16 protein-coding genes are annotated in these 15,104 nt (G+C 46.2%); 4 read left to right on the forward strand and 12 right to left on the reverse strand.

The features are described 5' to 3' along the window. Nucleotides 1–20: 20 nt before the first annotated feature. The 5 genes from GEI7407_RS13980 to GEI7407_RS21425 all read right to left on the reverse strand — a co-directional run bounded on the left by GEI7407_RS13980 (nucleotide 21) and on the right by GEI7407_RS21425 (nucleotide 2,776). Nucleotides 21–251 carry a hypothetical protein gene (locus tag GEI7407_RS13980; RefSeq protein WP_041268462.1) on the reverse strand — a complete coding sequence of 77 codons (231 nt, stop codon included), beginning with the start codon at nucleotides 249–251 and terminating at the stop codon, nucleotides 21–23. A gap of 14 nt (nucleotides 252–265) precedes the next feature. Further along, nucleotides 266–904: a 7-carboxy-7-deazaguanine synthase QueE gene (locus GEI7407_RS20360; protein ID WP_223294432.1), complete on the reverse strand. Its 639-nt coding sequence runs from the start codon at nucleotides 902–904 to the stop codon at nucleotides 266–268. Between the two features lie 35 nt (nucleotides 905–939). Then, nucleotides 940–1,329 (reverse strand): 6-carboxytetrahydropterin synthase, encoded by a 390-nt coding sequence (locus GEI7407_RS13985; RefSeq protein ID WP_015172850.1) that lies wholly within the window; start codon nucleotides 1,327–1,329, stop codon nucleotides 940–942. Between the two features lie 318 nt (nucleotides 1,330–1,647). Further along, nucleotides 1,648–2,340 carry a hypothetical protein gene (locus GEI7407_RS13990; RefSeq protein WP_015172851.1) on the reverse strand — a complete coding sequence of 231 codons (693 nt, stop codon included), beginning with the start codon at nucleotides 2,338–2,340 and terminating at the stop codon, nucleotides 1,648–1,650. A gap of 217 nt (nucleotides 2,341–2,557) precedes the next feature. Next, nucleotides 2,558–2,776: a hypothetical protein gene (locus GEI7407_RS21425; protein WP_041268463.1), complete on the reverse strand. Its 219-nt coding sequence runs from the start codon at nucleotides 2,774–2,776 to the stop codon at nucleotides 2,558–2,560. A 236-nt stretch (nucleotides 2,777–3,012) separates the two neighbouring features. Here GEI7407_RS21425 and GEI7407_RS14000 point away from each other — a divergent pair, with 236 nt between their 5' ends. Beyond that, complete coding sequence (locus GEI7407_RS14000; protein ID WP_015172853.1) at nucleotides 3,013–4,044, forward strand: tyrosine-type recombinase/integrase; 1,032 nt, start codon at nucleotides 3,013–3,015, stop codon at nucleotides 4,042–4,044. A gap of 30 nt (nucleotides 4,045–4,074) precedes the next feature. Here the strand turns inward: GEI7407_RS14000 and GEI7407_RS14005 are convergent, their stop codons facing one another. From GEI7407_RS14005 to GEI7407_RS20385, 6 genes are all read right to left on the reverse strand, one after another. Continuing rightward, complete coding sequence (locus GEI7407_RS14005; RefSeq protein WP_041268464.1) at nucleotides 4,075–4,578, reverse strand: Mu transposase C-terminal domain-containing protein; 504 nt, start codon at nucleotides 4,576–4,578, stop codon at nucleotides 4,075–4,077. 343 nt (nucleotides 4,579–4,921) lie between these two features. Further along, nucleotides 4,922–5,110, reverse strand: a complete 189-nt coding sequence (locus GEI7407_RS21430; RefSeq protein ID WP_041268465.1) for a hypothetical protein — start codon at nucleotides 5,108–5,110, stop codon at nucleotides 4,922–4,924. 91 nt (nucleotides 5,111–5,201) lie between these two features. After that, on the reverse strand, nucleotides 5,202–6,062 hold the full coding sequence (locus GEI7407_RS20370) for a Mu transposase C-terminal domain-containing protein (RefSeq protein WP_190274142.1): 861 nt from the start codon (nucleotides 6,060–6,062) through the stop codon (nucleotides 5,202–5,204). A 182-nt stretch (nucleotides 6,063–6,244) separates the two neighbouring features. Continuing rightward, nucleotides 6,245–6,772, reverse strand: coding sequence for a TniQ family protein (locus GEI7407_RS21935; RefSeq protein ID WP_015172855.1), 528 nt, complete (start codon nucleotides 6,770–6,772; stop codon nucleotides 6,245–6,247). A 48-nt stretch (nucleotides 6,773–6,820) separates the two neighbouring features. After that, complete coding sequence (locus GEI7407_RS20380) at nucleotides 6,821–7,750, reverse strand: TniB family NTP-binding protein (RefSeq protein ID WP_015172856.1); 930 nt, start codon at nucleotides 7,748–7,750, stop codon at nucleotides 6,821–6,823. Nucleotides 7,751–8,682: 932 nt separating this feature from the next. Continuing rightward, nucleotides 8,683–10,731, reverse strand: coding sequence for a Mu transposase C-terminal domain-containing protein (locus GEI7407_RS20385; protein WP_190274143.1), 2,049 nt, complete (start codon nucleotides 10,729–10,731; stop codon nucleotides 8,683–8,685). 546 nt (nucleotides 10,732–11,277) lie between these two features. On the opposite strand from GEI7407_RS20385, the gene GEI7407_RS14035 reads away from it, so the two are divergent. Both GEI7407_RS14035 and GEI7407_RS20390 read left to right on the forward strand, forming a co-directional pair. Then, entirely contained in the window at nucleotides 11,278–11,544 is a 267-nt protein-coding gene (locus tag GEI7407_RS14035) for a hypothetical protein (RefSeq protein ID WP_015172858.1), read from the forward strand. 42 nt (nucleotides 11,545–11,586) lie between these two features. After that, a complete protein-coding gene (locus tag GEI7407_RS20390) occupies nucleotides 11,587–11,859 on the forward strand; it encodes a KGK domain-containing protein (protein WP_071880845.1) in 273 nt (90 codons plus the stop codon). 525 nt (nucleotides 11,860–12,384) lie between these two features. Here the strand turns inward: GEI7407_RS20390 and purM are convergent. Further along, nucleotides 12,385–13,416 (reverse strand): phosphoribosylformylglycinamidine cyclo-ligase, encoded by a 1,032-nt coding sequence (purM, locus tag GEI7407_RS14045; RefSeq protein WP_015172859.1) that lies wholly within the window; start codon nucleotides 13,414–13,416, stop codon nucleotides 12,385–12,387. Between the two features lie 567 nt (nucleotides 13,417–13,983). On the opposite strand from purM, the gene GEI7407_RS14050 reads away from it, so the two are divergent. Further along, nucleotides 13,984–15,051: a septal ring lytic transglycosylase RlpA family protein gene (locus tag GEI7407_RS14050; protein ID WP_015172860.1), complete on the forward strand. Its 1,068-nt coding sequence runs from the start codon at nucleotides 13,984–13,986 to the stop codon at nucleotides 15,049–15,051. The last annotated feature ends 53 nt before the right edge of the window (nucleotides 15,052–15,104 follow it).

Here is a 15,104-nt window from a genome sequence, read left to right on the forward strand (position 1 = left end):
CACCTCATGGTAAGGGGTCATTAGCTTGGCGATCGCCAGATGGGTTTTACGTCACTTTCAAATTGGTAAAGTTTACGGCAAAGGTGCCCGATCTCATCACTGCGAGGTTGTCCGCTTTCTCCGAAGGTTTCTTGCTCCATGTCCTCGCTCATTTGGTCATAAGGATCGTCATCCTCGTGGTTGTCAGCCCAATATTCCAGGGATGCAAGGATGATGGAAAGTTCGCGGGGGGATAGTTCAATTTGAGCCACTAGCTTTCACCTCTCTATCGAATGTTGGTGAACTTATGAGTTTGTAAGCTAATCCGCCATTCGGAATGGCTGAGAACGTACTCGAAGATTAGCGAGTAGCTATCAGGCGTGCCCCATTCCGGTTGGAGCAACTTAACCGCATGAGTTGGAATTCTGGCACCGTGCTCCTCCGCCCATATCAAATCAGAGCGGTTGGCAACGACAACCTTCAATTCACTGACCTGAGAATAAATACTTGCATGAGGAGGTTTAGAGGGCTTAGGAGAGAATGTGACCCAGTCAAAACTGCCACTAAAGGGGTGTGCGCCGGAAGTTTCCAGATGCACTCGCAACCCTGCGTTTCTCAAACCAGAACTGAGGCAGGAGAGGTCATGCAACAAGGGTTCGCCACCTGTGATCACAACGATCGCCGGATTTGCTGCTTTAGCTTCTGCAATCAGGTCAGTCGTATGGCGTTGGGGATGGCGATGGGCATTCCACGAATGTTTGGTATCACACCAGGGGCAACCCACGTCGCAGCCTGCCAAGCGAATAAAGAAAGCATTTGTACCTGTCCACGCTCCCTCACCTTGAACGGAGTGGAAGGTTTCCACCACTGGCAAGACTGCCGAGGCTGTTTTAGCGGTTGAGGTCGTGGGGATCAGGCTTGTCACAATGTGCTAATTCGTAGATGTCGCAAGGGTTACTCCTAGTCGTCTTCGTACTCAGCCCAGGAATTGGGGGTTTCAGACACGGCGACCTTGAGCTTTACATCTGAGGGCAATTGCTTTTTCGTCTTTTCATGGATGTATTGAGCAATCATCTCAGCAGTCGTTTCATAGCCTTCAGGGAGGACTTCGTTCAAAACAGAGTGGTCAAGCCCCCCTTTGAGCAAGTCTTGCTTTGCCCAGCGAAGCGTGCGGAAGTCCGCTACCATAACGGGATGAGGACAGTATTCGGAGGTATGAAGCTGGCTAGAAGTTGCTTCAATGCGTACCCGGTAGGTATGCCCGTGCATCCGCCCACAAGGACCGTCATAGTCTCGAATGTAGTGGGCAGCATCGAAGGTAAATTCAGTCGTCAGTTTCCACTTGGGCATGGGGAGCTATCCGATCGCTTATAAACCAGTGGATCTTAGATCCATTCCATATCTAGCGGCACAGGTCTTAAATTTATATCACTTCACCCTAAATATAGAATCAGTGTTAACGAATATTCTAGATGTGCCCTCTCAGTCTTCTCCTGCACGGATCAGAGTATGAGATGAGTTCTATATTAGTTCATTTGTCCTATAAAAGTTTCTCTTGACTTGCCAAATGGCAAGTTGAATCTAAAAATTTAGGTTTGAAGGAAAAAGCAGGTATTTCTCCTCCCAAGCTGGTCATGTGCTCCACCGCGCGGAAACTTTCTCCAAGGTTTAGAAGGTGCTGAGAGATCTTGAAATCCATATTTCAGATAGATAAAAGTCTCCCTGTTGCTCCAATTCATAATCACCTAGCAGCAAGGCTAACCATACTTTGACAAGCGTCATCTGTGGGTCATGCCGCTGTAGTCTCTGACAGAGTTGGGAAAATGTCACTTTTAACGTGGATGATTGGACCCATTCACCTAGCTCTCGGGAAATTGCCTCTATCCAGGCAGATACGTCCTCGTCGTGGGCGATCGCCAACATCTCTTGCACCTGTATGAATTCGTCGTCAGGATCCACACAAGCCCGCAATCCACCCTTCTCCCCTTCCCCCGCAATTGAAGCTTCTGCAACCTCTTGAGAGGATCGCTTGTGTTGACACGGCTTTGGTTGACGTGTCAGTTCAGACAGGTCAAGATGCATGGTCTGCTGTATCAGTTCGTTTAGCCAATCCTCTGCAATGAGCGGTTCTGCCTCAACATCTGTCTCCTCCCAATCACTCAACCACCGCATTGCTCTTTGGTGATGTAGATCCGCTAACTGGGCGATCGCCCATCCACCTAACCTCAGCTGGTCGATTTTCGACATCTGTCGCAGAACGGGTTCCACATTTTGCCACAGTTGATTCAAGTTAGCCTGTTCTGGCTCAACTAATGCTTGCTCGAACAATTGTCGGATCGCTATTTCTGCCTGAGCAAACATAGGGAAATTCCTTACTTTGCCTTTAAAGGACAGGGTGCGATCGGGCACTCACAAGGTTCTAGACGGATCGGTGGCTCAAACTCCGTGATGCCGTATCGCTCCTTCAACGTTACCAAAACCTTTTGTAGGTAGGACTTCACCTGCCCATTGGTCATACCCATGCAATGGATTGGCTCAGTTTCTGCCAGTTTGTCTGACCCTCTCCACACCGTCACGGCTACTGCATGAAGGTGGGCGTCCTTCCTTGCTTCTCGGTAAAGGTAAAGTAGCCCGATCTCTGGAAACTCAACTGGAACAGCGATTTTATCTGTTTCCGAAACCGTTGGTTCCTGACGTTGAGACGGCGATCGCTTCCTCCGTCGTTTGGCATTACTTTCAATTCGATGACGGTAGTGCGATCGCCGTCGGTGACAGCGCTTAGGGTTCCAGCAATCATCACCCGACTCACCGTGAAGTTGTTGAGCCTGGGCGACTGAAAGCTGGCTACAGTGCAGACATTTTGCCTGGGTAGGGCGTGGCATCCGCTTGAACGCTGAAGTACAGGTTTGTAGCGTTAGTTTTTGTGTAGTACAGATAATTATAGTTATTTGGAGTAGAATCAAGAAAATCTGAGCTGGCTACCGCAAATTGAGCCTTCCAGCGCTGCTCTATTTCAACAACGGGATCAACACGATGGCTGAAGCTGAGCCAAAATTCTACTTCTACGACAAAACGGCTCTCGAAGCTTCTCCTGTCCCCGCTACTCCTGTTGATCTCCGATGGCAGCGTGTAGAGGAGTTTTTGCAGAGCCGAGAGTTTGCGCCAAACACTCGGAAGGCTTACGAGCGGGAGTTGCGGCGGTTCGCTAATTGGACAGAGAAACCTTGGCACGCGATTACTGCTCAAGATGTCGATCGCTTTAAGGCATTTCTCAAAGAGGGGCGATCGCAAGACACAACGACTGACAATCCAGGAGCAGGGAAGCCTTTAAAGGCGGCTTCAAGTAAACGTGCTCTGGCGGCACTGCAAAGTTTTTTCAAATGGTTGAGCAGTTGGGATTACATCAGTAAGAATCCGACCCTTGTAATTGAGAAGCCCAAACTGGAGCCGTTGTTCTCTAAAGAACTGAAAGCTTCTGAAGTCCGAGCTTTACAGGAAGCTCTGGAAAACCGGGGAGAGACAGAAGCGAGAGACACAGCACTCTTGGCGGTGCTGGAACACGGACTCAGGGCTTCTGAGATTGCGGCACTTAACATTGAAGATTATGACGGAGTGAGACTGCTTATTCGACGCGCAAAAGCAGACAGTGTGGGCGCTGTTCCTCTGCTTCAGCCTGCTCGAAGATCCCTGGATGCTTATTTAGGATGGCGTTTACGGCAGGGATTACCAGTTACTCCCAATTCTCCGCTATTTCTCTCAACTTCTAATAACAGCAAAGGGCAGCGACTGAGCTATTGGGGAATTTACAAAATCATGAAGGATCTGGCACAGACAGCAGGGGTTGAGGACTTTCATCCTCATCGTTTACGGCATACGTTTGGAACAAAGTTAGTGCTGAAAAAGATGGACAGCACATTGGCACGACAATTAATGCGGCACAAATCTGAGGCAAGCTTTGAGCGATACACTCGACGGGCACTAGAGATTGAGGCAGAGAACCAGTTTTACGAGGTCTTTGGTGAAGAACATCCTGACGGGGCGATCCATCATGGATTAAACGAGTAGCTCAACGCCAATTCAGCATAGCAGTGACCTTTAGACGAGAAATGCGTTCCCTACAAAAATCTCGCGATCGCCCTCCTGAATAAACACATAGACAACAGAAGAATCGTTGGGATCAAACCGAACATTAACCAGGTTTCCGATGTAGTTTTCTAGCTTGTCCTCTCCCCTATAATGTTGATGGTTGAGTACCAGCAGTCGATGTTTAAAGAGCGTACGAGTACGAACTGGTAGTCGATACAAATCAGAGGTTTCGTTCAGCCCTATAGATTGCTTCCGAGAACTTGGCTCCCATCGTTGAGATTGCCCTTGCTCAGTCGTCTTCAGACTTGATTCCTTTTCCCAGTAATCTGTGATAAAACGCTGAAGCTGTTGGTTCAATTCCTCTGGAGTGAAGGTTCTTAAATTTTGAGGGGATGATTCAGATTGGTTCTGGCGTTTTTTGCTTAAATATCCAGGTAGTTTTGAAAGCAATTTCCAATCAACATTCTTAAGATTAAACCTGTCATCATCAAAAAATCTCATTTTTAGCTCCATAATGCCATTCCTGACTTAACTGAACTCACTTCCAGTAAAGGTGAATCAAAAGTAGACTCACTATCAGTTGTTATTAACTGTGTAGATGTTCCATACCTACTAGAGGGTATGCATCAATTCTTGTGAAAGCACTGCACCGTATATCATCAGAACTTGAATGCTATACCTGGTTGCATTGCAAAGCTCACAATACATATTGAAAAGAGATGAATGGCTACGGCTAACAACTGGCGGCGAAATTACCGCTACTTCCTTGAAATTAGGCGATCAATGCAATTGCTCTAATCAACCAGTTATCATCATCTTACAAAGTCCTTTTAGACATAATGCTCATGTCTAAAACTTACTTATTCTTGAAGGACAAATAGTAAGCAATGATTTTCCGAGAATAGACATCAGTAACGGTGGTTAACCAAGGACGTTCTGGATTCCCCTGCTTGTTGATAATATGAATGTCGATGCCAGAGCCATCAATCTCGACGATTTGGCTATCGTGATTTTTCTCACCTTCGTTGCTGTTGTTTGTGTTCATTGTGAAATCAAATGAGTGTGTTGTGTACAACTGGTTTATCCATAATTAGTAGAACTGTTATGGATAAACCAGATTTCATTGCTAAGCTTAGTTAAGACATTGGAACTGCGAAGGCGTGTCCTAGAAATACCTCTTGACCATTGTTCTGCTGATAGACACTAATAGTTGACATGTCAGTAGGATTGTGGCGGACAACAACAAGCTCCCCTACACGAGTTAGTAGTTGCTCACTACGATACACAAGATTGCGGAAGGTCAGTTGCCCAAACTTTTGGACACGACGTTGAGACGGAGGAATAAACAAATCATCTAAAGTTTGTTCAGAAGGACCAGCGGGTTGATTGATTAAGCCCTCCTTCCAACGCTGCGATCGAGTTTGATTTGGTGCCTTCGGGTAAGGTCGTTGATTGTAGTTATCTACGATGTAATGCCCTACAATCTGCTCCAGTTGTTGCAACTCCAAATACACTTCGCGGTTAGCTGGAGGTTGTTGAGGAATCTCATTGAATCCAGGTAACAATGCAAAGCAGTCGTGATTGGCTGTCAGAAAGAAACGCTCTACTGAGCCGCCCTCAGGAGGAGATACACGCTGGTGGAACTGGCATCCTAAATGATGAGTGATTTGATCAAGAGCAGAGGGATCAAGATCACTCGCCATATCAATAACGATGCCTTCAGGAATACCATGAATCTCCCAATCACAACAAGTTTCATACTGCACCTGAGGTTTCTTTGGTAGCATCGCATGGCGCAACACTGTGAGAATTGAAGCATCAGAGCTTACATTGAGTTGATAGCCCGCAATGCACCCTGAGTACAAGTCACCAACTACATCGAGAAAGGGATTACAGACTTGGTCGTTAGCAACCTTGACAGGAACACTTAGTTTCGAACGATTGATTACCCACAATTGATTGCTATGGGTAACACACACATTGGTTTCATTGGTCATGAATAGTTTTGTCTCCATTGAATATAAAGTCCAGTAGCATTTTGCTGATTGCATGATAGTACATTTGAACTATAATGCACATTTTTTTAGGAAAAAGTGAGTTGTCAACTGGCAAAAGTTTTACCGATGAGGCAACAAAACTTTGCCCTACTCATACAAGTGATAAAAGACACAACCATTGACTAATATGCCTTCTGGTACTTAACCATTCGCTTGTAAGGCATCCCACACTTCTCACAAAAATCATTTGTCAAAATAGACTGTATAGAAAACTTTTTTCGGCACCCTGTTCCAGGACATTTTGAAAGCAGTCGAAGCTGATGCTGATCGCACCCTTCCGTTGATCGAAGCTGCCATTTCATCTGATGGCATGGATGTTTGAGGTAACAAGCTGCACAAAAGCGAATTGTGTTTTGAACAACTTCTTCACTTTCAGGAGGTAACATTTCAGCTAACCTCTTGGGACTGATTCCAATTAAAGAACCTACAGCTTTCAGTTCTTTTCGATTTGGGTAAGGGTTGTATTGGAACCTTTCCCATCTTGCAAGTACTGGTCCAATACCTGCCTCCTGAGTTAGCCAACTTGGTGTCGAGAGCCTGTTTCCTTTCCCATATCGAAATCGATGAAAGTAACTGGGCAAACTCTCACCCTCTAAAGGTTCAACGTATTCTAGTTGAAGTTGAGGTTGTTCTAATTTGGGTTTAGGCATCGCTTAAATCCAGGTCGATTATTTGCTTGTGACCATTCAATGGAACAACTATTTTCTTTTCTTACCTGCTTGTTTATGATTTGCTATTGCCAGCTTAAGTATGTCCTTAGTAATTTTGGGTGAACCTTGAATTACAGCCTCAATCGCAGCACTCCTCAGAATGGCATCAAGTGCGCGCAGACTATAGTTGGTAGACTGAATCAGAAGTTTAATCAATTCTTTTGATGTCAATCCTGATGGTTCTGGAAGTTTCAATACCTGTTTTTCCCAAATTGCTACCGTTTTTGCAAACTCTGTAGCGCTCATTTTGTCAAAATGGTAGCGAAATTCAAATCTGCCATCCACTTGTTCATCTCTAGAGATGAGGGTAGTCAATCTATTAGTACCTACGAGAATAATGGACAGTTCGAGATCCTCGGTGTTGTAGATGTAGCTAAGTTCAGCTAAAGTTTCATACTTAAAGCGATTTGCCTCATCTAAAATCAGTGTTTCGGTGCGGCGTAATTCAAGTGTTTCGAGCAATCGTTCTCGTAAGTCGTCTGTTGAACCTTGCAATGCGCGATTGCCCATAACCTGCAGCAATCCTTTATGACATTGCTTTGGACCACAATTAGGAGTTACTTCCCAATAGACAACGGGCATGTGTCGTTGTTTACCGGATTGAGGTTGTACTGGAACACGAAGCTTATATGCCATGCAACCCATTGTTTTGCCAACTCCAGAATTACCTTCGACAATTCCAGATTCCCCCGCCAAACGTCGAGTATCTAGCCAATCATGGAGATTGGTGACGGAGGTAAGTGGCACATAAAATTTCTTACGCAACCGCTTGATTTCAGCCTGTTTCTCTGGCGACAGTTGCTTGACTGATCCTAATTTTTCTGCGACTTTCACAGCGTTTGTAGCTGTCATTCCTGCATCTGTTTCTGCATCTGTTTCCGCATCTGTAGCTGGTACTTCAGCGTTTTTGGTTGTCATAAAATTTCTGGGTAGGTTGGCAAAAGGTTCGTGTAAAACTGGGCAGTTAGGCAGGTAGTATCTAAAGCTTGAAAAATAATGGTACTCAGGTACTATTGTTTGTGGTAAAGAATATTCAATGTGTAAAAAAACTTAATAAAGCTAGTTAGGAGAATAAGCGAAGGTTCGGTATCCTAGTGCTTGCAAGGTTTTGAAGAGGTTTTCCTGCACCATCTTTCCACTTAACAAGAGGCAGTATCTTGGCGGATTGACAAATCTTTCGCCGATCCCATTCGCCCCACAACTAAAGACGCGCTAATCGCTGAAGTCCTCCTAAAGAGGACTGGATCAAAGTGTCATTGAGGACACATTTTGAAGATTGGTGGAGATTGAGCAGATGATGCGGAGATAAGGAAAAGGGGGGACGCAGAGAGCAAGAACGTTGCCTGAAATCCCCATGTCTCCGTGTCTCGGTGTCTGTGTCGAACCCACTTCCCAACTGCCGAATGCATTTGATCAGAATTCAGTCCGTTTTACTAACTTCTATTAGTCCTGAACTGGAAATCAGCAGAGGATGAACGAAGCGACTGAATTTCAGCAGTTTTGCCTATCAATCAGTCCCTTGCACTCAATTACAAATATAAAATGCTGCACATCGAGAAGTAGAATGACGATCGCTGGTATTCGTGTTGTTGAACGACTCGTCAGTAGGCAAAGTTTAATGTGATTGGCGATCGCTGGAGATTTCAATAATTGTCTCTGCTTAATCCAACTTCCAATCCAAATTGCTCTTGGGCACCTGAAGTTACCTTACATTCCTCAACAGGTTACTGGAGACGCAGAACATTCCAAGCATTAAATAGAAATTTTGATTCCAGAGGCGGATAAGAGACTATTTCCTCCATTCCAGAAACTCTGAATGCAAGAATGGTCGAAATTTAAGGACAAAGCTCCTAGAAATCCTGTATCATCTCATCCCAATCATAAACTTCTACCTCAGGTATTTCAATATCACCCTCAGATACTACTGTCTCCTTATCTTCTGCACTACCAGAACTCCTAGTATTCAACTCTGAACTTTCCTCCTCCATTCCTTCTGAGCTACTTGCTTCTGAACCCGAACTATCTCCAGAGGTACTAGGGTCAGAAGTTTCACTACCATCATCACTAGGTAGTGAAACTTCTGAAGTTGGTAGTTCTTCATCTTGAAGAATACTGTCTGCTGGTACTTCATGGAAATCATCATGTTCAGATCTCCTACGCTGCTTCCTGCTTAATTTTTGGATTTCTGCAACACGAGAATCACGATAGTCAATTTCTCTTAAAACAGACAAGACAGTTTGATTCGTAACAGCTTTTCCGTCCTCCCTCAACCCTGCGTTAATTACTTCAAGTTCATCTAACGAAAGACGCTCACACTCTAAATCACGAGGATGTATGCGAGCTATAAATTTACCTAACCTGTCCTCTGACTCATAGCTGTAAGCAAACATTGTAGTAACATCTCTGGGATCATAACGGAGAGTCACGTATTCACCAGCATAGGAACTTAAGCAATCACCACGGTATATAAGGTTCTTGAAGTAAACATCTCCATATTTCTGAACCCTACGATGAGCTTCTTTCATTAAGCAAATATCTAGTTCTCTCTCATCGACAAATTCTAGAATGTCTTCTTGTGTGGCTTGCCAACGTTGATAGCGTGTTTGAGTTTTTACCTTTGGATGTTGCCTCCGGTTGTAATTATCAACGAGATACTTAACTAGAAGCATTTCAAGGTCGGTAAGGGTTAGGCAAGCCTCCTTTTCCGCATCTTTAGGGCGGTCTTTAACATTGGAGCCTTTATACCCTGGTATTTGAGAGAAAAACTCAGTGTTTAGAGTTTTAAAGATCCGTTCAATTCCGCCTCCATCTGAGGGGCGGAGACGAAGGTAATGAACAAAACCCAGTTTCTCTGAAACCTGTGAAATATGTTCACAGTCGTGCTCTGAACCTCCATCCGTAAAAAGAACACAAGGTTTTCCCTGTATCCCCCATTCATTTTCGAGGTTGTAATCTGGGCCATAGTTCTTAGGCAGAATTGCGTGGCGTAGTGCAAGAGCGACTTCTTTAGACCCAGGACCCAAGAATCCAAGATGGAACCCAACCACACATCCAGAGTAGGTATCCAAGATGATTGTCAACACGGGACACCCTATTTCAACACCATCCTTATCTACTAATAAAACATCTGCTCTCGTGCTATCAACTTGCCAAACATCTTGGCTCCATCTCACAGGAATACTTTGTCCACAACGAGTTTTGACATGATGTTGATGTGGAGACTGTCCTGCATGTCTTACCGTTTTATTCTCCTGATTAATCAAAGGCTCTAAGATGCGGTAGACAGCCATCTTGCTTGGGTATTGCCCATCTTGAAGACCAAATTCTAATCTGGCTAATTTCTGCACCCTTACAAAGACTTGGTATTGATTCATTCTCTGCGAGCCTTTGTTTCGATTGATGTAAGTGTCGATGATGTAACTCGACCATTTAAAGTCCTGATATTTTTCCTCCAAACGAAACTTTTCAGGAATTGGGTATAGTTTATCGATTCGAGGAGTACCCTTATCAGCTCTTGAGTTAGAGGCGAAGGCTTCTGAGTTTTTCTCTAAATATTTGTTGATTTCCCTTTGAATCGATCGGTCACTTAAACCAAGCTGCTTAGCAGCTTCTTTTTTCCTTTGTTTACGGGTATCCTCATCCCTAGCAGCGCATATAGCTCGGATCAATTTGAGCCTGAGCTTCATATCTTTTTCTTTGGGTTCCTTCTTTTTCTTGGAGGAATAAGTGGCTTTAGTGGCATTGTCTGCTTCGTCAGAATCATCCAGGTCCTTTTCAAGCAGTTCATCCTGGTTCAGTTCTGAAGAATTTTGCGTTACATCTGAATCTGCTTCCAACGATGTATTATTAGCCACAATATTTCTCTCAAGTCTGATTAATACACTTTTTCTACGTTGCAACGGATAGACGAGAAATGTGGAGCACATATCTCTGTCCACATAAGTTCGCTTGTACTACATAGTAAAATCCGTTTCGGAAAAAGACAACTATTTCGTGAAATATGGGTAGCCCCTGAAAAAACGTGTTTCTGGAAAACGACAACTAATGTGTGACACGTATACAGATTTGCCACAAGTAAGCTCGAAAAGCCTAAAACCGTTTACCTGTAAGAATTGCAGAAATTTTCATCGCGACATTATTGTGTGAAAAAGCGACAAATAATTCGTACTTGTACAAGAATTTCTGCCTAAATCAGGCGGGTGTTCAGAGCACCTGGACTTCACCGCAGCGATTTGCAATGCCCGCTGACAGACGCTCGACAGAAAAGACCGGAAATCTGCTTCAGCACCTTCGTGCTCGAAAATTCGACGAACTACGCTTCTCGCAGACATCCAACAGACTTAGTTTTAGGCTCTGCCAGCACAAAAATACTGGGTAATGCCAAGATTCGTGAGCCATATCGGGCAAATTCGGGATAACTGGGAGTAGTCATTTCAATTTCTCCCATGTCAGAACAATTGCCGGAGAATTCGATCATTTCAGTGGAACGACAGGGTTCGTCGCCACCCAAACTATGGGAAAGCGAAGCCTTGCTAAAAGCGATTGAGTCTGGCCTGATTAGCCGCGTTGACTCTCCCCGGGCCAAAGAACTGGCAAGGGTCGGTATGCCGTGCAAGATACTTGCACCAAGGCAGGAATGGAGAACGGGGTATATCCGGGTGAGGGTTGAGTTTGTGCCGGGTGAGCTACCTCAAGAGCAAACCGAGCAGTAATAGACTGCAACGTCAAAAAGTTGTCATTTTTGGTCTTTTTCCATGTCAGAAGAATTGCCAGTAGATGCAGTAATCGCAGTGAACGATGATGTTCCAATGCACGAGCGGTTCTTTACCAACGAGTGGTTTCTAGAAAAAATCCGTAGTAGTTGTGATTACAGAATTTCGTCAGCCAGCCCCATAGGCGAGCGTCTTCTTGCGGAAGGAATACCATGCAAAGTGCTTGAACCAGGCCAATTTTGGGAAACAGGGTATATCCAGGTACGGGTTGAGTTTGTGCCGGATGAGTTACCTCAGGCATCGAGCGAACAGTAACGGACTGAAAGTCGAAAAGTAGATATTTTGAGCTTTTTCAATGTCAGAACACTTTCCATTAGATGCAGTAATCGCGGTCAACTCCGAGGTTGGCATGTACACTAAGCTTTTTAGATCTGACTGGCTAATATCTCAAATTCAAAAAGGTGCAAATGCTGAGCTAGGTGGCTCAGCTGGCAATTTTTTGTCAGATGATGGATTGCCCTGCGAGGTTCTCCGGCCTGGAATGCATTGGCGGTCAGGAAAACTTCACATCAAGATCAAGTTTGTACCTGGTGAGCTGCCACAAGAGCAAAGCGATCAAGCTAGCGATCAGATTTAATTAAGCAGCTAGACATTAAGAGAGGCTATGGCTTATGCATCATAGCCTCTCTTATTTTTAGGTTATTTCTTTAGCTATTGAGACTATTTTCAAAACTAATACTTGATATTTATGAGTGTACAAATAGTAATTTTAAAAATACGAAAAAGGTGAGTTTTTAGGCTCACCTTTTCAGGAGTGTGAGAGGTGCTAGAAGCGTAAAATTAAGCTTCGGGCAAACCCAAAAGCTGCTTGTTGCCAGGTACGACTTTACCGATTTGATAGGCCAGCAGACCTGACTGTGTGCAGTGCTGAATTACGGCTTCGGCGGCATCGGGTGGCACGATCAAGACAAAACCGATGCCCATATTGAAGGTGTTGAACATTTCAGCTGGAGCGACTTCACCCGTTTTTGCAAGCCATTCAAAAACCGGCAACACAGGCCAAGCCTGGACATCGATTTCAACTGTTTGATCGTCTGCCAAACAGCGGGGCAAATTCTCCGGCAGGCCGCCTCCCGTGATGTGAGCCATGCCGTGAATGGGGAGGCCAGACTGCCGCAAGGCGAGGATGGGCTTGACATAGATTTGGGTTGGCGTCAAAAAGACCTCGCCTAGGCTGGCACCGCCCAGATCCGAGGGGCGATCGCCCCAATCAAAGCCGCGATCGCGCACAATCTTGCGCACGAGACTATAGCCATTGCTGTGCACGCCCGTACTGGCAATGCCGATCGCCACATCTCCCACACACACCTGCGAGCTATTCAGCAGCGCACTCTTTTCAGCGATGCCCACACAAAAGCCCGCCACATCATATTCTCCGGGCGGGTAGAAATCGGGCATCTCCGCCGTTTCCCCACCCAAGAGCGCACAGTTCGCCAGCTCACACCCCTTAGCTACCCCCGAGACAACCTGGGCCAGCTGCTCCGGATCAAGTTTTCCTGTCGCCAGATAATCCAGGAAAAACAGCGGCTCTGCCCCGCAGGTCAGAACATCATTTACACACATTGCCACCAGATCGATTCCAATGGTGTCATGGCAATTGACCGTTTGAGCGATCTTGAGCTTGGTGCCCACGCCATCGGTTCCCGACACCAAAACCGGTTCTCGATAGCCGCTGGGGAGCTGAAACGCACCGCCAAATCCCCCCAAGCTTCCCATGACCTCTGGACGGTAGGTCTTTTCGACCATCGATCGGATGCGCTCCACAAAGGCGCGCCCCGCCTCCACGTCCACTCCCGCTTCCCGGTAATCCATAAGAATTACTAATCCTCGTCAGGCAATGATTGCCGGATTATTCTACTGCTCTCCTCCCCCTCATGGAGAGGTTGAAATTGCCGGAACGATCTTTGCAAAGAGCGATCGCATCTAGCTTGTGTCCTTTCGCACTGGTATAGAGACGTCAGTCTGCGTTTTCTGCCGAAAAGCGCAAAAAATCCCGGTTGGGCGATCGCAATTGCTTATTGCTGTTGTTCTTTAGGACACCTGAGGGAAAGATCTCTTACAGTCACTTATGGGGATTTCAAGCAAAATGACTGTAAATCTTTCGTGAAGTTTTCCCGGAGCGCTCAAGACCCGCAAACGCAATAGGAGAGAAACATTTCGCAATATTTTGACATTTTTCTCATGTAAAGTTTCGATAAAGTTGCGAACGGTTTCAGCGATACCCTGATCCCGGGAGCAAAAAGTTCGTGTTAATCTGTTGCAGTTCCAGACCAAAAGGCAAAACCGGAACGAGTACGAGTTAGAGAGAGCGGCTGGCTGATGCACAGCGCTTTCACCTCCGCTCAAGCTCTTTTCCCCAATGCCCTTCATCGTGGACATATGAATCGAAAACTTTGGAGCGGTTTCACCACCGCCTTGCTGGTAACAGCGTTCGGCCCGCTATGCGTGGGTCACCTAGAGCCAGTCAAAGCGCTCGAGCAGGCCTCTAAGTCCAACCCATCTGCTCACACGGAAGCCACTGAGGAAGCCGAAAAGCTGGCAGAGTCTGTGGTTAAGGTTGGTACTTCCCTGTCCGATGCGATTTCCGGTGAAAACACGGCAGCTGTTGCCAAAATCCAGGCGCACACGCTCAATGGAAAGCAGGCCGCAACTGTCTACGTTCGGGACATTCCCGTCGTTACCTTTCTCAGCGACCAAACAGCAACGCTAGAAGTCTCGGGCCAAACCCAGTCTTCGGCAGACAGTGTCAAAGTCGCATCTACCGAGCCAGTGTTTTCTGGCAACAAAGAGCTCAATTCTTCTGAAGTTGCAGCTAATCCAAACGATCCTGTATGGCGAGCTACTGAAGCTGCCGCCCAGATTAACCAACTTCACCGCAACAACTTTGACGCGACGGCCATCAATGTTCGCTGGGACGCCAGCCGCAAGTTAGCTGTCATTAAAGTTGGGGAGGATGAGCTGCTCCCCATCGATCGCGAGACACAGCTCCCTGATACGACGAAAGATCCAGACCGAGACGCGATCCAGATTACCAACCGTCTCCGTCGCTTGCTTGGAAACGCGCCCCCCGTTCAAGACATTTCCGGCAAGCCAGCTCCTGCTCCTACGACCGTTGCCCTCGGTCCTGTTCGCCTCCGATTGACCGGTCTGGCCTCCTGGTACGGCCCCGGGTTCCATGGTAATCAGAGTGCAAGTGGCGAAGTTTTTAATCAGAATGCATTGACCGCTGCCCACCGATCGCTGCCGTTCGGCACGATGGTGCGCGTTACGAATCTCGACAATGGTCGCTCGGTCGTTGTGCGCATTAACGACCGTGGACCCTACAGTGGCGGACGAGTTATTGATTTGTCGGCGGGTGCCGCCCAAATGGTTGGCATGATGCAAACCGGGGTCGCTCCTGTCCAGCTAGATGTTATCGATGGTCAATCTGCTACGTCGGCACGTTAGCAAGATTTTTGAGATGCCCAAGGACACAGATGCTTTGCTGAGGTTTAGTCGCT

This window comes from Geitlerinema sp. PCC 7407 (assembly GCF_000317045.1).
GTDB lineage: Bacteria > Cyanobacteriota > Cyanobacteriia > PCC-7407 > PCC-7407 > PCC-7407.